The sequence below is a fragment of the Thalassospira australica genome, assembly GCF_044790785.1.
Classification (GTDB): Bacteria; Pseudomonadota; Alphaproteobacteria; order Rhodospirillales; family Thalassospiraceae; genus Thalassospira; species Thalassospira australica_A.
Genome location: NZ_CP085258.1, coordinates 2,590,283 through 2,607,608 on the forward strand (window position 1 = coordinate 2,590,283; position 17,326 = coordinate 2,607,608).

General features: G+C 56.5%; 18 protein-coding genes. 11 read left to right on the forward strand and 7 right to left on the reverse strand.

The features are described 5' to 3' along the window. Positions 1-47 precede the first annotated feature (47 nt). The 4 genes from LG297_RS12225 to LG297_RS12240 all read right to left on the reverse strand — a co-directional run bounded on the left by LG297_RS12225 (position 48) and on the right by LG297_RS12240 (position 2,941). The gene (locus LG297_RS12225) at positions 48-608 is read right to left on the reverse strand and encodes a YcjF family protein (RefSeq protein WP_404420602.1); all 561 of its coding nucleotides are present in this window, start codon (positions 606-608) and stop codon (positions 48-50) included. A gap of 101 nt (positions 609-709) precedes the next feature. Then, on the reverse strand, positions 710-2,104 hold the full coding sequence (locus tag LG297_RS12230) for a prohibitin family protein (RefSeq protein ID WP_404420604.1): 1,395 nt from the start codon (positions 2,102-2,104) through the stop codon (positions 710-712). Between the two features lie 58 nt (positions 2,105-2,162). Further along, the gene (locus tag LG297_RS12235) at positions 2,163-2,360 is read right to left on the reverse strand and encodes a hypothetical protein (RefSeq protein WP_404420606.1); all 198 of its coding nucleotides are present in this window, start codon (positions 2,358-2,360) and stop codon (positions 2,163-2,165) included. Positions 2,361-2,404: 44 nt separating this feature from the next. Next, positions 2,405-2,941, reverse strand: coding sequence for a YcjF family protein (locus LG297_RS12240; RefSeq protein WP_404420608.1), 537 nt, complete (start codon positions 2,939-2,941; stop codon positions 2,405-2,407). 165 nt (positions 2,942-3,106) lie between these two features. Between LG297_RS12240 and LG297_RS12245 the strand changes: the two genes are divergently transcribed. The 4 genes from LG297_RS12245 to LG297_RS12260 are packed head-to-tail and all read left to right on the forward strand — an operon-like array spanning position 3,107 to position 7,603. Beyond that, positions 3,107-3,889 carry a hypothetical protein gene (locus LG297_RS12245; RefSeq protein ID WP_404420610.1) on the forward strand — a complete coding sequence of 261 codons (783 nt, stop codon included), beginning with the start codon at positions 3,107-3,109 and terminating at the stop codon, positions 3,887-3,889. Next, positions 3,886-5,904, forward strand: coding sequence for an MFS transporter (locus LG297_RS12250; protein ID WP_404420612.1), 2,019 nt, complete (start codon positions 3,886-3,888; stop codon positions 5,902-5,904). The genes LG297_RS12245 and LG297_RS12250 overlap by 4 nt, the downstream gene beginning before the upstream one ends. Next, positions 5,901-6,935: an ABC transporter substrate-binding protein gene (locus LG297_RS12255; protein WP_404420614.1), complete on the forward strand. Its 1,035-nt coding sequence runs from the start codon at positions 5,901-5,903 to the stop codon at positions 6,933-6,935. The genes LG297_RS12250 and LG297_RS12255 overlap by 4 nt, the downstream gene beginning before the upstream one ends. Beyond that, positions 6,932-7,603 carry a GNAT family N-acetyltransferase gene (locus LG297_RS12260; protein ID WP_404420616.1) on the forward strand — a complete coding sequence of 224 codons (672 nt, stop codon included), beginning with the start codon at positions 6,932-6,934 and terminating at the stop codon, positions 7,601-7,603. Before LG297_RS12255 ends, LG297_RS12260 begins: the two co-directional genes overlap by 4 nt. A 9-nt stretch (positions 7,604-7,612) precedes the next feature. Here the strand turns inward: LG297_RS12260 and LG297_RS12265 are convergent, their stop codons facing one another. Next, the gene (locus tag LG297_RS12265) at positions 7,613-8,875 is read right to left on the reverse strand and encodes a TAXI family TRAP transporter solute-binding subunit (RefSeq protein ID WP_404420618.1); all 1,263 of its coding nucleotides are present in this window, start codon (positions 8,873-8,875) and stop codon (positions 7,613-7,615) included. A gap of 235 nt (positions 8,876-9,110) precedes the next feature. Here LG297_RS12265 and LG297_RS12270 point away from each other — a divergent pair, with 235 nt between their 5' ends. The 3 genes from LG297_RS12270 to LG297_RS12280 all read left to right on the forward strand — a co-directional run bounded on the left by LG297_RS12270 (position 9,111) and on the right by LG297_RS12280 (position 13,643). Then, on the forward strand, positions 9,111-10,193 hold the full coding sequence (locus LG297_RS12270) for a diaminopropionate ammonia-lyase (protein ID WP_404420620.1): 1,083 nt from the start codon (positions 9,111-9,113) through the stop codon (positions 10,191-10,193). 124 nt (positions 10,194-10,317) lie between these two features. Continuing rightward, the gene (locus LG297_RS12275; RefSeq protein ID WP_404420622.1) at positions 10,318-11,967 is read left to right on the forward strand and encodes a cyclic peptide export ABC transporter; all 1,650 of its coding nucleotides are present in this window, start codon (positions 10,318-10,320) and stop codon (positions 11,965-11,967) included. A gap of 2 nt (positions 11,968-11,969) precedes the next feature. Next, positions 11,970-13,643 carry a cyclic peptide export ABC transporter gene (locus LG297_RS12280; protein ID WP_404420624.1) on the forward strand — a complete coding sequence of 558 codons (1,674 nt, stop codon included), beginning with the start codon at positions 11,970-11,972 and terminating at the stop codon, positions 13,641-13,643. Positions 13,644-13,647: 4 nt separating this feature from the next. Here the strand turns inward: LG297_RS12280 and LG297_RS12285 are convergent, their stop codons facing one another. Then, the gene (locus LG297_RS12285) at positions 13,648-14,388 is read right to left on the reverse strand and encodes a thioesterase II family protein (protein WP_404420626.1); all 741 of its coding nucleotides are present in this window, start codon (positions 14,386-14,388) and stop codon (positions 13,648-13,650) included. Positions 14,389-14,446: 58 nt separating this feature from the next. After that, entirely contained in the window at positions 14,447-15,031 is a 585-nt protein-coding gene (locus LG297_RS12290) for a 4'-phosphopantetheinyl transferase family protein (protein WP_404420628.1), read from the reverse strand. 81 nt (positions 15,032-15,112) lie between these two features. On the opposite strand from LG297_RS12290, the gene LG297_RS12295 reads away from it, so the two are divergent. The 4 genes from LG297_RS12295 to LG297_RS12310 are packed head-to-tail and all read left to right on the forward strand — an operon-like array spanning position 15,113 to position 17,324. Then, entirely contained in the window at positions 15,113-15,514 is a 402-nt protein-coding gene (locus tag LG297_RS12295) for a hypothetical protein (RefSeq protein WP_404420630.1), read from the forward strand. A gap of 8 nt (positions 15,515-15,522) precedes the next feature. Continuing rightward, on the forward strand, positions 15,523-16,266 hold the full coding sequence (locus LG297_RS12300) for a beta-ketoacyl synthase chain length factor (RefSeq protein ID WP_404420632.1): 744 nt from the start codon (positions 15,523-15,525) through the stop codon (positions 16,264-16,266). Then, a complete protein-coding gene (locus LG297_RS12305; protein WP_404420634.1) occupies positions 16,259-17,086 on the forward strand; it encodes a lysophospholipid acyltransferase family protein in 828 nt (275 codons plus the stop codon). Before LG297_RS12300 ends, LG297_RS12305 begins: the two co-directional genes overlap by 8 nt. After that, a complete protein-coding gene (locus LG297_RS12310) occupies positions 17,061-17,324 on the forward strand; it encodes a phosphopantetheine-binding protein (protein WP_404420636.1) in 264 nt (87 codons plus the stop codon). The genes LG297_RS12305 and LG297_RS12310 overlap by 26 nt, the downstream gene beginning before the upstream one ends. The last annotated feature ends 2 nt before the right edge of the window (positions 17,325-17,326 follow it).

The window sequence follows — 17,326 nt, forward strand, 5'->3', positions numbered from 1 at the left end:
CACGCTTTGGGCATTCTCGAAATACGGTCTGAAAACCCGATGATCAATCAGGCTTTGGCGGTCGTTGCACCCGCTGCCGGTTTGGCCGTGGTTTTGCCGCCTTTGACAAATTCGGACGCCTTGCGTTTGCCGTCTTCGAATTCGTCCTTGAAACGACCCTTCATTTCATCGGCGTCGAAATCCTCAACCGTTCCGCCCTTGGCAAAGTGCCACGCGAAAACACGACCCAGCGCATAGGTGCAGGCACCGGCAAAGGTCGGCATGGCGACAACACCAAAGATCGTGCCAACAACCGGAACCTTGCGCACCAGCGCCGCCGTTGCATAACCGACACCGGTCATCGGCAGAACCGTTGCAACCAGGGTCGAAATCGAACTCTTGATCGCATTCTCAGAGAACGGAACACCATAAATGTCACAAAGCTTTGCAAGCATCCGCACCTGGATGGTGCTGCTGGTGGCCATTTCAAGGAACGGGATCGGGACAAGACCACCAACCGCAGCATAAACGCTATGACGATGGATGCAGTCACGGGACTGGGCACGAATTTCATCCGCTTTCGCGACGGCCAGTTCTTCAGTCTCTTCGATGGTTTCTGCTTCGCTCATTATCGCCTCTTGAATTTCTACCTGTAAGTTGATGATCTGCACGCAAAACTTATTCTTCAACTTTACCTGAACTAACCGAAAGTAGCAATGTGTAACACCCTTTATTTGCTACCGGTTTTTGAAATTTCAGGCTGCCCCGCACTCTCATGTGTCGCGGTCGGTTCCATGTCGCTCTGTTTTACAATACCGTCCCCGTCTCCGCCGGACCGGTCAAACGACGAGGCGACCGATTTCAAAACATCTTCTGCCGTCTTGCCCGAAGACGAAGCGCCCTCCGCCCCGCCTTCTGTCGGGGCCGCCGGCTTCATCAGGGGCGTAATCGGAAGCGGGTCAGAATTTGCCGGTGCGTTCCTGTTTGCCCCGGCCGGTCGTTGGCGTTTGCCCGCCGGATCGACCGGTTCGCGGATCCCGGGCGAAATCGCATTTTGCGGTGCCACTTCCTGCGAACGCGCATTCACCGCCCCCGCATTCGGCAGGCTTTCCTCGGTATCGTTCACAAGCTCCGCACCAGAATCTGAATCCGGGCTGCTGGCCGTCGGTGCATCCGCAGTATTAAGGATCACGGGCAGGCCGTCCTTGCCGCCAATGATGATCGTCTTGCTGTTTTTCGATGTCGCAAGCGTCATGGTGGCTTCGATACCGCGCAGGCGCAGATATTCCTCGGTAATCGTTTTGGCAACGATATCCTGAAATTCACGAATACCTTCCGCCTCGATTTTCTTGCGCTGCTTTTCCTTTTCCTCACGCGCAAGACGGAAATCATATTCCAGCATCGCCTGATATTGTTCGGCCTTGCGTTCAATGGCATCCGCAACGCGTTCCGGCAGAATAACTGACCGGATCAGAACATCCTCAACCGTTACCAGCCGCCCCTGAAAACTCTGATTAACCAGCGACGACCCCAGCTCGTTGACCATGCGTTCAAGAATTTCGGCCTGAATGAAGGCACGGGTTTCGGTATAAAGCTGTTCGGGGGTATAGCGCGAAATCAATTCACGCGCGTGCGATCCGATTTCCGGATAGACAAGGATTTCCGCATAATTCGGCCCGACCAGCTTGTGCAGCATCCCGACCGCTTCGCGATTGATCCGATAACGCACCGCGATATCGACTTCCATCGACAGACCGTTTGATGAAATGGTGTCGTAAACCCGCGCCTGATTTTGCAGACGCGCGTCATAGACATACATTTCATCCCACGGGAAGATCATGTGAATGCCTTCACCGTAACTTTGATCAACCACCGTCCCGCCAAAGAACCGGTACCACATCACCGCAACATGCCCGGCAGGCACGGTAATGAAAATCTGCGGTGCCAACGCGAAAATCGCGATCAGCAAAAACAGAATCCCGATCAGAAATGCCGTGCGCAAACGCCGCAGGCGTTCCCCTGCGCTGATGAAAAAGCGCCGCCAAAAGATCGACCACCGCCCTCTTTTGCGGGCAGTTGCGTTTTCGTCTGGTGCTCCGGGTGCGACTGTCGCGCTATCAACCATTCATCATCTCGTCGTCGGGTGTATCATGGCGCATGCTGATCGCCCCTCAGCCATCATCTTATTCATAGTCAAGGTCTTTAAGCTTTTCACGAAGCTCCCGCGACGGGCGCGCGACGATCTGAACCAGAAAATCACCAATCGGGGTAATGACAATCGCCAGCAGGAAATGGCCCAGAAACCCGAACGACGTTTTGCGCCCAAGCATGCCGCAAACAATGCAGGCCAGCAGATAAATTACAATCAAAATCAAATGCATCGTTTCGCCACCCGAATTCCTGTTATTGCGCGATTACGCATTCTTTACGCCGTTTTTCCGTCCCGTTCGAATTTCAGGCCATCCTTGAATTTCTGACGAAACTCGGCCTCCGCCTTTTTGGCATCAAAGTTCGTTAATGTGCCGCCCGCGGCATAATGCTGCTGGAAAACCCGGCCAAGCGCATAGGTAAATGCCGCATTGAAACCCGGCATCGTCACAATGCTCAGTGTCGATCCGACAATCGGCATCACCTTGGCAAGGTTGGAAAATATCCCGGTTCCCAAAAGAGCCCGCCCCAAAACACCACTGGTAATGCACGCCGTTAAGGCCGCAATCACCGATTTGCCGCTGCTTTTGTTGAATTCGACGCCATAAACATCGCTCAGTTCCGCCAGCATTTTAAGCTGCACGGCAACCGTCGCCGCAGAATCGACAACAGGGATCGGAACAAAGCCGGTCGTGGCGGCCCATAGTGTATTGCGTTGCACAACACCACTTGCAAGCCGGTGCTGTTTGCGCCGCTTCAGCACTTCAAGCGTTTCAGCCCCCATAACGTCCCCCGGTTTATTGTCCCGTGCCAAATCATAATCGCTAACTATCAGCACTGCAAACCGAATCAAGGTTTTATACAGCCTTGACCCAACTCCCGATGCAATCAACCATATGGTTTGTGAAAGCCGGTTTCTGAGGATATAACCGGCTTAACAGGATCATGATTTGAAAATATATGTCGCCGGAGACACGTTTTGAAGCTGTCTACCAAGATCGGGCTGGCCCTTTTTCTTGTGCTTGCAAGCGCACTGAGCATGACCACGGTCCTGAACTATCTGCGATTCGACCAGACGCTGCACACTCTTCTGTCACAGCGCATGACCGTGATCCTCAATGAAACCAGTCAGGATATCCTTGCGGGGATCGATCTGGGTTTGCGGCTGGAAAACATGGAAAATCTGCAATCAATCCTGAACCGGCGTCTGGATATGTCCAACGATATCCGCAATGTCGCCGTTCTGGACTGCGACGGCACGATCATCAGCAACGCCGCCCGGTCCGCTGATGACAAGGTCGGCTCCGGGGCCGCGATATCGCAACAGCCCCGTGATCAGTGGATCGATTTCGCACCGGGCATCGCCACCGCCGGGCAGGTTCTGCGCGACAGCCTTGGCCAATGCACCGGTCAGGTCGTCATCACCGCAAGCGCCCAGGCCTCCGAAGCCAAACTTGCCAATGCCCTATCTGAAATGTGGAAATCCGCCGCCCTTGGCATGGGCATGATCGTTCCCATCCTTGGCGTCCTGTTCATTCTGATGCGTCGTCGTCATCGCGTTTTCGAAGAACTGCACGAAGATCTGGCACGCGCGGTCGCGGGCGAAGCCCCCAATATCCGCCCCCATGACGGCGATGTCCTGACCGAAAGCGAAATCGAACTGATCGCCCTTTACCGTGAAATTCGCGATCAGTTACCTCATGACTCTGACAAAGACAGCACCGCTCGCGTATCAAAAACCCCGGCGGAGACAAAAAAATGACCCTCTCTGCCAACCCGAAAACCAAACCCCGTCCCGCCGCATCCGGTCACACACCCCCACATGGCGGGAATATCCGAAGCCGCCTTTTCCCCAAGGGCACCATCTGGATTCTGCTGCTGTTCAGCACAATCTCGCTTTGCATCGCGCTGGTCGGGATTTCATGGCGGGCCGCCGAGCTGGCGCGCGCAGATCTGCAAACCGAAATCCGCGAAAAAGCCGGGATCGAGGCACGGGTTCTTGGCGAAAAAATCGAAAACGCCCTGAATCTGGGCATTCCGCTGCGCGAGATTGTCGGCTTCGAAGCCGTCGTCTATCAGCTTCGCGACGGAGATCCCGATCTGGTTTTTGCAGCCATTGCTGACAAGGGCGGCGAAATACTGCATGCAGGCGGCCTGCCATCCGATGAAATCGCCACCGCCCTGAAGGCCCCGTCGGGGAACGACACCCCCTATATCGTGACCCGTCTGGGCCTCCCCCAAGCCGAGGGGCGCGACGATATCGAGGTTGTCCTTGGTCATGCCCGTGCCGCCCTGATGCGCCCGGTCACCGACAATCTTTATGACATTGCGATCATTTTCATCATTACGCTCGCCCTGTCGTTTGAACTGATGTTGCTGGTGCTGACCGTCAATGTCGCCCTGCCGGTGCGGGTTGCGCGCAAGGTTCTGGGCAATGTGCGCGACCGCAAATTCACCCTGCTGCATGGCCAAAGTACGCATGACGAAATCGGCCAGTTCATGGAACGCATCAATTCCATGATCAACACCACCGCCCAAAAGGTCGGCACACATCCTCAACGCGAACGCGAGGTAAAGCTGATCGGGGTTCGCATGCTGGCCTTCATGTTCGTTCTGGCCGAAGAACTGGCCCGCCCGATCATGCCTGCCTTCTTTAGCCAGGTCACATCCCACAGCATCGATGGGCAGCTTGGTGCCGGTGTGGTCATGGCGGTGCATCTTCTGATGATCGCCCTTGCCATGCCGATCTGCAGCCTGTTTCAGGAACAGGTCGGATCATTGCGCATGTATCTGTGCGGCGCGTTTCTGGCGACACTTGGCCTGATCGGCACCGCCTTTGCCGTTGGCATCTGGGACCTTGTGCTATGGCGCGCATTATCGGGGATCGGTTATGCCACCACCTTTGTCGCTTGTCAGTCCTATGTCCTTGATGCCACCAATGACAGCAACCGCACACAGGGTACGGCCATGATGGTCAGTGGCATCATGCTGGCCGATATCTGCGGCCCGGCCATCGGCGGGATTGTCGCCGGTCATTTCGGCCCGGACATGACCTTTATCGCCGGTGCGACCATTGCCTTTCTCGCCGTCCTTCTGGCCTTCTTCCTTATGGACAATATGGTGCGCGGCAAAACCCCGCCGCCGATCCCGACCAAAGCCGCCCTTCGTGCCATGCTCGGCAATCGCCGTTTGCAGGTGCTGATCCTGTTTGCCGCCATTCCCGCCAAACTGATCCTCAGCGGCTTTTTATATTACCTGACCCCGATGATCTTGCTGCAATCGGGTGCCACCACGGCTGAAACCGGGCGGGTGATCATGCTTTACGGTCTGGTCGCCATCCTGACCGGCTGGGCCGCGGCAAAATGGACCGACAAGAACCAGAATGAAACCCGTGCGGTCGGCATTGGCGGCGGGTTGACCGCCGCCGGGTTGTTGCTGGCGGGCTGGCTTCCGGAATATGCGCTGTTTGCGGTGGCGGTTGCCCTGCTTGGTCTGGCACAGGCCACCTCAATCCCCGCACAGCTCTCCGCCAGTCTGAAACTCAGCAAGGATTTCACCAAGGATCACGGCACCGGCCCGGTCCTTGCGGTCCTGCGTCTGGCCGAACGGCTGGGCGGGGCGGCAGGTCCGTTGCTAGCCGCCGGTTTGACCCTTCTGGTCGGAACCACACATGCCGTCCTGATTTTCGGGGCTTTTGCCGCCGTCTCGGTTATGTGCTTCGAACTTCTGATCGGTCATGTTCCAGCCGACCAAAAAGAGCAGGGAGGGAAAAAATGACATTCCCCCGTCCCCCGGCGTCACGCCTGTCTGGTATTCTCGCGGCCCTGATCCTCGCACTCGGCATGGTCGGCGTGGCGTTCTTGCCAACTGCATATGCGCAATCCTCAAAGGACCCGCTGAAAATCGCCATGATCCTGTGGCGCGGTGAAACCAATGTCGAACAGGGATTTCGCGCCTATTTCGATGAAAACAGCATCCCGGTCGACCTGACCATTTATGACGTTGCGCGTGATCTGTCGCGCGTGCCCGCCATCATCGATCAGATCCGCAAAGACCCGCCCGATCTGGTTTACACATGGGGCACCGGCATCACATCTTCTGTCGTCGGCAAATACGATGCCGTTGATCCGGCGCACAACATCACCGATCTTCCGGTGGTTTATGTAATGGTTTCATCGCCGTGGAAAACCGGCATCGCCGCCCCCGTGGGCCAAAGCCGCCCCAATGTCACCGGGGCCGCCCACATCGCCCCGCTTGCCGCCCAGATCAACGCCATCCGTGCCTATCGCCCGATGGATAAACTCGGGGTGGTCTATAACAGCCGCGAGGATAATTCCGTTTCCAACGTCGCCGATCTGACTGAACTCGGCCGCGAAATGGGGTTCGAGGTTCTGGCCGCCACCCTTGGTACCGACGGCGAACCGTCCCCCGATGACATTGCCCCTGCGGTTGCCGAACTGGCGCGCAAGGGTGCCGATATCCTGTATATCGGCCCCGACAATTTCATCGGCAATTATCGCGACACCCTGACCGATGCCGGTTTTGCCAACGGGCTTGCTGCGTTTAGCGCGACCGAACTTGAAGTCCGCGACGGTCACGCCATGCTGGGCCTTGTCAGCCGCTATGAACTTGTCGGCCGTCTCGCCGCCAGCAAGGTCGAACAAATTCTGATTGATGGCATATCGCCGGCCGATATCCCGGTCGAAACGCTTGACCGGTTTTCTTATCTGATCCGGCTGTCATCGGCGCGCAAACTGAAACTCTATCCGCCCCTGTCGCTGCTCGATTACGCGGAAGTCATCGAATGACCCAACTGACCCGGCTTGGCCCTTCCCATCTTCCGGCCATCATCGCCCTGCATCACAGGGTGATTGCGGACCTGCCGCCGGGTAATGCCGCCACCGAAACCGATCAGTTCTTTGCCGATCATCTGGATGCCTGCGGGCAAATCTTTGGGGCCTTTGACGGGGACCGTCTGATGGCCTATTGCGTGCTGGGATTGCCGCGCGAAACCGATCCGAATTTCGGCACCGACCATCACCTGCCCCCAGATCAGCTTCGCAAGGTCGCCCATATCGACGGGGTCGCGGTTGATCCGCAATGGCGCGGACGGGGATGGCAACGCAGAATGGTCGAATACCGCATCGAAATCGCCCGAAAAAGCGGGCGCACCATCGTTCTCAGCACCGTCGCACCAACCAATTTCGCAAGCCTGATCAGCACGGTCTCAACCGGCCTTACCATTCATGGGTTGATCGCAAAATTTGGTGGAAACCGTTTTCTGCTGCGCCGGGATATCGGCCCCGATCAGGATGCAAAATTCCCGTCCGCACCCGATACCGCAATCTGGTGCGCCAGTGACGATCTTGCGACCTGTCGGAAATTGCTTGATGACGGATTTATCGGCCCGCTTTGCCAATCATCAACCCACGGCACGGCACCGCGCATCGGCTGGGTTCCGGCTATATCCGCCTAATAACGCGGCTTATTGCTGATAGGTATAATTCCATTTGCGCGGCCCTTTCGGGTCGGCCTGCTGATAATAGGGTTGCCAGTCGCAGGCATGCGCATCGGTTTCCCAATAACATGCCGCCCCCTTATGGAACGGCAGGAAATTGCCCTTTTCAAACATATCGTCGGCAACCACACTCCGGAATGTCGGATATGTTTCCTTCATCCGGTCGATATTTTCATGAACGATCCGCGTGATCCAGTACACCACATATGGATCAGCCGGTTCATAGGCAATCAGGGACGCCTTGAAGCCATAGGATGAAATCGCTTCTTCCTGCGCGCTATATGTTTTCGCTGGCAAAACCTGATTAAAGAAATACTGGTTTGCCTTGACCATTTCATCGGTCAAAGGCCCGCCCATGCCAACAACCCGCGCCCCGCAGCCAAGCGTATCTTCAATCAGGGTCGCCGGATGCCCGATCCAAAGACCGAACGCATCGATATAATTCTCGCAGATGCCAAGCTCGTTATAATCCTGCGCAACGCCGTAAACGGTATCAAGATCATCAACCGTGATGTTGTAGCGCGACAGAAGTTCAAGCCACAATTCCCGCGATGCCGATCCTTCCGGCCCGATATTGATGCGTTTGCCGCGCAAATCGGCAACCGATTCAATGTCGGAATCATCGCGCACAACCAGCAGCCCCATTTCATCATGCAGCGACATTACCGACCGCGCACCGGGGATCGGCGCAATGCCTTTCTGCGCTTCCCAGTTATTGTTCGACTGCACGATGGCAAGCTGCACCCGCCCTTCCTTCATCAGGCGGATATTGCTGCCAACTCCCTGGGATCGCAACGGCACGCAATGCACGCGATGGCGTTCAAAGGTACGGCTCATCATCTCGCAAATCTGGGCTGCGACCTTGAAATACACGCCGCTCGTGCTGCCGCTGTAAATCGCCGCGTAATAGGATCTCTCGGTCTTGCCGTCCCCGGCAATCTCATCGATGTTGCTCAACGCCGCCAGACTTTCCGGGTCGGTTGCCCGGCGACGGTACTGCGACAACGGAATGGCATCGGGCTTGTAAATCAGGCCGTCGATCAGATCGGGATTGGATATTGCCGGATCAATGATGGCATCGTCATATGTGTCGACATTGATATCGGGCAGGACGTCAACCGGCGACATATCGGCATTTGCGTCCTCGGCAACAGTACCGCTCTGCGCATAGGCAACAGCAGACACCGCTGACAACATCATCGCCAGCATACCGGTCGCAATCGTTCTCATGCCGATCTCAAAACGCAAAACCGTCCACTCAATCGTTAGTGATGAACCAATCGCCGCATTCTAAAGGATCATCGGGAAGCCCGTCGAGAGCGAAGATGAATTAATATCCCTATTCTCAGCGATTTAACACAACGAACAATATTCAGATTGTGTTTGACGCAACATCATACGACCCTCATAAACCACAAGGATACATAACAGAAAACCGGACCACGGCCAGATTTCGGAGAAGACGATGACGTCCATCATCGCCCCTGATCCCGGGCGTAAAGATATTTATCAGGCTTTCGACCTGATATCCTCCTGGCCGGAATATCGCCAAAGCCCGCTGATCCGGGCAACGGGTCTTGCCCGCGAACTGGGTCTTGGCACTGTCTGGGTCAAGGATGAAAGCAAACGGTTCGGCCTTGGCGGGGTCAAGGCGCTTGGCGCGCCCTATGGCCTGAAACAGCAGCTTTTAAAACGCGGCCTGACACCCGGAAGCCCCATGTGCGCGGGCTATACCGCCGTTGCCGCAACCGATGGCAATCACGGCCTTGCCGTGGCATGGGCGGCCCAAAAATTCGGCTGTCATGCGCGGATCTATGTCGGCACAGAGGTCGATCAGGCCCGCATTGCCCGCATCACCGATAACGGGGCTGAAATCGTCCGGGTGGATGGCACCTATGACGATGCGGTTCTTGCCGCCGAAAATGCCGCACAATCACCCGACGTCCTTCTGATCACCGATACCGACTATGGCCATGCGCTCGACGTCACACGCGACATCATGGCGGGTTATGCGGTTCTCGGCATCGAATGCGCCCGGCAGCTCCGGGCTGAAAACATCACCCCGGATCATGTTTTCCTGCAATGCGGGGTGGGCGGCATGGCAGCAGGTTGCGCCATCGGCCTTTGGCATGAAAGCGGCCAGAAACCGAATGTCTGCACGGTCGAGGCAACAAACGCCGCCTGCATTCAGCAAAGCCTTGCAACCGGCGAACTGACATCGGTGCCGGGCAAGCTCCTGACCCGCATGATCGGACTGTCCTGTGGCAAACCGAGTCTCCCGGCGTTTGAAATCCTGCGCGAAGTATCCACCCATAGCATCGCGATTGACGATGACGTCGCCCTGCTGGTCCAAAACACGCTTTCCGCCGGGATCAACGGCGACGCCCCGCTTGAAACATGGGATACCGGCATTGCAGGCATCGCCGGGCTGTGGCATGTGGCAAAAAACCACGATCTTCGCACCCGTTTTGGCCTGAATGCCCAAACCAACGTGCTCGTGATCAACAGCGAAGGCCCTATTCCGCTGCCATACCGTACAAATATCTGAATTCTTTCGACGCGAAAAAGGCTTTCGGTTATGCCCCCAACTGGACAGCGACTGGACAGCCCTGCCGGGCACCGGTACAGTCGCGTACAATGACCACATCGGGTTCTATGGGGACTGCAAACAAATGAAATTGCTCGAACTGTTGTCTTGGGGGGATAACAGACTGATGGCCCGGCTTGCACTTGCCGGCGGGCTATCGGGTGCGGGCAGTGCGGTTCTGCTGGGTCTGGTCAATGCCGCCGCCGAAGGCATTGCCGATGACGGTGTTGACCGGGTTGACTGGCTTCTGGCGGGCGGCTTTATTGCCCTTGCCGTGGTCTATTTCCTCGCCGAGGTTTTCCTGCTTGCCAACATCTCGACCCAGATCGAACAGGGCATCGACAAGGTGCGGCGAAAACTGCTGGATCAGATCGCCCGTGCCGACTTTGCCCGGCTTGAAACCTTCGGACAGGCCCGCCTGTTTGACAGCATCACCCAAAGCACTCAGGTCATTTCGCAGAACTCGCACATGATCGGCATGTCGTTCCGCTCCCTTCTGCTGGTGGTTGCGGTCATGATCTATGTCTTCTGGCTCTCCACGCTGGCCTTTTTCCTGATCGTGCTGGTGATCGGGGCCGGGATTGTCATTTACCTGCGCATGGGCAAACAGCTCGGCATGTGGTTTGGCAAACTCCATCTCGCCGAAACCAGCCTGTTTGGCAAGGTCGCTGATCTGTTTTCGGGCATCCGCGAAGTCCGCATGTGGTCATCGCGCAGCAGCACCCTTTTCAATGCCTTTTCGGAAAATTCGCTGCAAAAGGAACAGATCACGGCGGAAACCCACAGCCTGATGTTCCGTCAGATGATCATGGGCATGACCGCCTTTTATGTCCTGCTGGCGGTGATCGTCTTTATCGTGCCGGTCTATACCGATAATTTCGGCTCCACGGTTTCCAAGGTCAGCACCGCCGTCCTGTTCATGATCGGCCCGATCAGCACCGTGGTGCAGGCAATGGCGGTTCTGGGGTCGGCGGAACAGGCCGCCGCGCGCATGGTCACGCTGTCAAAGGATCTGGACGAAATTGCCGAACCGATTGACGAAAACGGCACAAAGCTGCCCGATACATTTACGAACATCGCGTTTGATGACGTCTGCTTTACCTATCCCAACCGCGACCCGCGCCACGGCTTTGTTCTTGGCCCGATCAGCCTTGCGGTTAAAAAGGGCGAACTGATTTTCATCACCGGCGGCAACGGGGCAGGCAAATCCACCCTGATCAAACTTCTGACCGCTCTTTATCGCCCGGTATCGGGTGCCATCCGGTTTGACGATATCCAGCTTGGCGCGCAAAATATCGCCTCCTTCCGCGATAAAATCGCCACCGTGTTTTCCGATTTCCATCTGTTTTCGGAATTGCACGGATCGGCTGAAATTGATCCCGACGAAGCAGATTACTGGCTCAACCTATTTGAACTGTCCCACGTGACGGGTATTCGCGACGGCAAATTTGTTTCCATCGCCCTGTCGGCCGGGCAACGCAAACGGCTTGGCCTGATCACCGCCATTCTCGAACATCGCCCGATCCTTGTTCTCGATGAATGGGCCGCCGATCAGGACCCCTATTTCCGTAAAAAGTTTTATTACGAAATCCTGCCACAGATCAAAGCACGCGGCACAACCATCATCGCCGTCACCCATGACGACCATTATTTCGATGCCGCCGACCGCCGCCTGCACCTTGAATCCGGCACCCTGCACGAACTCGACCGCAACGACCCGCGTGGAAGGATCTGATCATGCTGCTCATTGATCTTCTGCGATCCAGAACCCGCATCGATCTGCGGCATGCCGTTGGCCTGCTGTCGCTGGCATCGATTGCCACCACCATGGTGCTGATCATCGTCAATCTGGCCGCCGAACAGGCCGAAGACGGCGTGGCCAGCATGCGCTATCTCGGCCTGATGGCCCTGTCGCTGATCGGCTATATCTGGGCCCAGAAAAAATCCAGCGACATGATCGCCGCCGAGGTGGAACACATCCTCCATCAACTCCGCCTCAGCCTGTTTGACCGTGTGCGAAATGCCGCTCCCGATACGCTGGCCAAGGTCGGACAGGGCGCGGTTCAAACCGCACTCACCCAGGAAATGCAAACCGTATCGGCCGCCCTGCCCCTGATGCTGAACGGCGTGCAGCAGGTGGTCCTGATCATCTGTGTCGCGGCCTATCTCGCATGGCTGTCGACCTTTGCCTTTGTGATGATTTCCGTTCTGGCCGTTGTGGTTTCAACCATCCATCTGCAACGCATGCGTAAAATCAACGCCGCCACCCGTGACGCGATTGATGATGAAAACCTGCTTTTTGGTGGCCTGACCGATCTGTTGCACGGCTTCAAGGAAGTCAAAATGAACAGTCGGCGTCGCGATGCGCTGCTCGGCGCACTCAATGACCGTTCCATCCGCGCGCGCGACACCAAATCCGTGGTCAAGGCCCAATGGTCGCGTGAATTCGCCCTGATCCAGTTGGCCTTCTACGGGATGATGGCGGCAATGGTATTCATCGTTCCGATCTTCACATCGGATTATCATGACGTTGCCGTGCAAACCACGACCGCGGCCCTGTTCATGATCGGCCCGATCGGGGCCGTGGTTGCCTCTGTCCCCAGCTTCACCGATTCCGATGTGGCGCTCCGCAAGATCAATGATATCGATCACCAGCTCGAAGACGCCCTTGACGCCCAACATGCCCAAGAGGCCACCAACGGCACGTCATCGCCCGAAACCCTTGATAAATTGCGCGGTGCCCTTGGCAATATCGCCGAAATCAGCCTGCGCGACGTTCGTTTCGCCTATCCCGGCACGACCGATAGCCCCGGCTTTGCCGTCGGCCCGATCAATGCCACCTTCAAAAAGGGCGAAATCACCTTTATCACCGGCGGCAACGGGGCTGGCAAATCAACCATCATCGCCGTTCTGACCGGCCTTCGCCCGGCGGCAAGCGGTTCGATCATGGTCAATGACTGCCCGCTCCCGACCGACGCCTTGCAGCTTTATCGCGATCATTTCGCGACCGTGCTCTCGGACTATCACCTGTTTCGCGAACTGTACGGCATGGATGATATCGATCCCAAACGGGTTGAAACCCTGCTTAAACAGATGGAAATCAATGACAAGGTCGAACTGGATGACAATGCCTTTTCAACGACGTCGCTGTCACAGGGGCAACGCAAACGCCTTGCCCTGATCGCGGCCCTGCTCGAAGAAAAGCCGGTTCTTGTCCTTGATGAATGGGCCGCCGATCAGGACCCGCATTTCCGCTCGGTCTTCTATGAAAAAATCCTGCCGTCCTTGCGCAAGCAGGGCAAGATCATCATCTGCGTGACCCATGATGACCGCTGGTTTGACACCGCCGATACCATCTATCACGTCCGCGACGGCGAATTTGTCGACGGGCGTCAAACCACCTCCGCCTGATCCGTCACGCCACCATCAGCGCATCCCCGACCACGCGCACGATGTCATCCCCGGCATTGCGCAGGAAAAAATGCCCGCCGGGCAAAACATGCTTGGCAAAATCACCCGTGGTTGCCACGGCCCAGTCGTCCAATTCGTCGGGCACCGGGTTCGGGTCATCTGCCCCGCCAAAGGCGGTAATCGGGCAGGAAAGCCGTGGCAGTCCGGTCGACACCGCGGTTTCCGACAATCTGAAATCCGCCCGAAGGCCGGGTTCAAACAACGCGCGATATTCCGCATTTTCCAGAATTTCGCTGGGCGTCCCGCCATAATTGGCAATCCCCTGCCAGAAATCCTCTGACGACAGATGATGTAACGGCGCCCGATGCCCGGCCACATTCGGCCCGCGCCGTGCCGCAACAAACAGATGAACCGGCGTTGCCATCCCCGCCTGTTGCAAATGACACGCCAGATGATGGGAAATCAGCGCCCCCATCGAATAACCGAAAAACGCAAATGGCCGATCCATAACCGGCTTTAATCCCTCGGCCACCGCCGCAACCATATCCGAAAGATCATCAATCACCGGATCGCCAAACCGCTGTTCGCGCCCCGGCAAATTGACCGGCACCACATCGATGTCATCGGGGAATTGTGTCAGCCACGGCCGATAGGCCAATGCCCCGCCCCCGGCAAACGGAAAACAGAACAGCCGCAACCGCGTCCCCGCCGTGATGCTCTGACCGACCCAGACATTTTGCGTCATGTTTCTTTCCGTCCCCAATTGCCGACTGCTTTACCTGTCGCAATATTATCGCGCAATTTCAAGCCGCTAAACGCGCCAGCGCGCCGGAAAACCCATCCATGGTTTCAATCGCAATCAATGTGGCCTGTGCCTGTGCCTGCGGGTCGGTTTCGCCCGTCGCCTTGAATGCCGCCTCGTAATCGCACCAGCCCTGATAAAAATCCCCGCCCTTCGCATCCCCGTCAAACAGCCAGCGCGACAATGCCTCGATATCACGGCTCGGATCGCGATACTCGATATCGATGCCGATCATGGCATCCGGGTCTTTGGCTATCGCCACCGCCACAAGATCGCGGCTGTGACTGATGCTCGCACAATGGGTCACACCATCGATGATCAAGCCCGGCTGACCCGAACTTTGCCGCACGGTTTCATATGCCGCCTCACCCGCAATATCGGGCCACATATACCGTCCAAGATCACCCAGCATCTGCCACCCGCGTGCAGAACTTTGCCGCCGCCGTTTCGCCCGGTCACCCTGCAAATCATCCATCCGCCACCAGCACCAAAAAACGGTGCCGTCAAAGGCGCTTTGAACATTGAAAATAGCGGAATTTTTCATATACCCGGCAAGTTTTGGTTGTGCGGTTGGCGGTAAGTTCATTAAACCTGATATACCTTGCCCGGTTCGGGCAGATGATCCTTGTCGATTACAGAAATAATATCAACAAAAGGCAGGTTGGATATGCGCAGTTTGAAATTTGCAGTCGTCGGTTTGCTGGCACTTGTTGTTGCCGCATGCCGCACCGCCCCGGTTCAGAATGTCACGAGTCAGCCCTTCCCGGCTGATGCGGCAAAGCTCAGCATGGCACAGATCGAAGAAAGCATCATCAAGGCCGCCGGTGAACGCGAATGGATTGTTCAGCGTAAAGCCGACGGCGAACTGATCGCGACCTATTCCCCGCGTGACCACCTTGCCAAGGTCGAAATCGATTTCGATCAGTCCGAATTTTCGATTTCCTATGTCGACAGCACCAACCTGAATTATGATGGGACTTCGATCCATTACAATTACAATCGCTGGGTCAACAATCTGCGACAGGATATCTTGCGCGAGGTATCGGCAAAGGCCGCCCTCGCCAACTAGGTTTGGATATGAGTTTGCTGCACGCCAGAATTTCGCACTGGGCGTTTTGGGAAGACCGCGACGAACACGCGGTTCTGAAATCCGGCGCATCCGGGCACATCGCCGTCCCGATTGACGGTATGAACAATGCCAATCTGGCGCGCAGCCTCAAACCTGCCTGGCGGCGGCGTCTTGACCTCTATGGCCGCGCCGCTGCCGAGGTGCTGGGCCATACCATCCGTGATGGCGACAACCCGCATATCGTTTTTGCCTCGCGCCACGGCAATATTGATCGAACCCTGAAACTCCTCCATCAGGTCGCGACCAACGAAACCCTCTCCCCCGCCGATTTCAGCATGTCGGTGCATAACGCGCTGGTCGGGGTTGCCTCGATCAACTGGTCGATCACCCAAAGCCACACCGCCATTTCGGCTGGAAATGACAGCCTGATCGCCGCCCTCACCGAAACATTATGCCAACTCACAAGCGAGGATGGCCCGGTCATCCTGTGCTATGTTGATCTGCCGCTGCCCGATATTTACGACGATAACGACCCCGACGACATTTCCGGCACCGCCCTTGCCATCCGGTTTGATCAACCGACTGAGCCGGAAGGCGAAATGTTCCGGTTCGATCCGATCGCCGATCATGATCCCGCCGTCCAGCCCCACCGACAGGCCCGCGCCATCGCCGCCTGCCTTGGCACACCGTCAAAAACCGGGTTGAACCTGCCGGGGAAATCCGGCGGCTGGGCAATGCAACCGCATGGCTGATAAACACGGTATCCCGGCACGGCTATCAAGGGGCGTTAACTGGTACTGGCGGTTGCTGGCGACCGGCTTTGCCTTTTTATTCTTCGGGTTGGGCGGGCTTTTGATGGCCATCACCATTTTCCCCGCCATGATGATCATCCTGCGCGACCGCGCCAAACGCCGCCAATATGCCCAGTTTGTCATCTGTCGCGGTTTTCGCGTCTTTGTCTGGATGCTTGATGTCACCGGGGTTGCCGTCGCCCAGACCGAAAATATCGAACGCCTGCGTTCCGCACGCGGCGCACTGATCATCGCCAATCACCCGACATTACTTGATGTCGTGATGATTTTGGCGCAGATGGATCGCTGCCAGTGTGTGGTCAAACATCAACTGTTTCGCAATCCGTTCATGGCCGGTGTGGTGCGCGCGGCCGGTTTCATTCGCAACAATGATGACCCGAAAAACCTGATATCGCAGGCGCGCGATCATCTTTCGGCCGGTGCGTGTATCCTGATTTTCCCCGAAGGTACGCGCACCCCCAGCCGCCGCAAACTGGGCCAATTGCAACGCGGGGTAGCGAATATCGCGATAGAAACACAAGTCGACTTGATTCCTGTGGTTGTGCACTGTAATCACGATACCCTGAAAAAGGGGGTACCGTGGTATCGCATTCCGCCGTCGAAAATCCGTTTTCGCCTCGTGGTCGATGCACCGCTATCATTTGGGGACATTGCTGATCCGACACTAAGCCGCGCCAGACAGGCGCGTTTGCTGACCCGGATCATCAAGGATTATTATCTGGATAGACTGACGCATGACTTCGCTGGAAACAGAACTTAAAGCCTTCATTATCGAGACACTTAATCTCGAAGACATAAGTGTCGAGGATATCGACAGCGAAGAAGCCCTGTTTGTCGACGGGCTGGGCCTTGATTCCATTGATGCCCTTGAACTTGGCGTTGCAATCCAGAAAAAATATGATGTCCGGATCGATGCCAAAAACGAAGATGTCAAAACCCATTTTGCATCGGTGCGCAATCTGGCGACATTCATTCAGGCTTCGGGAAAGGAGGGGTAATC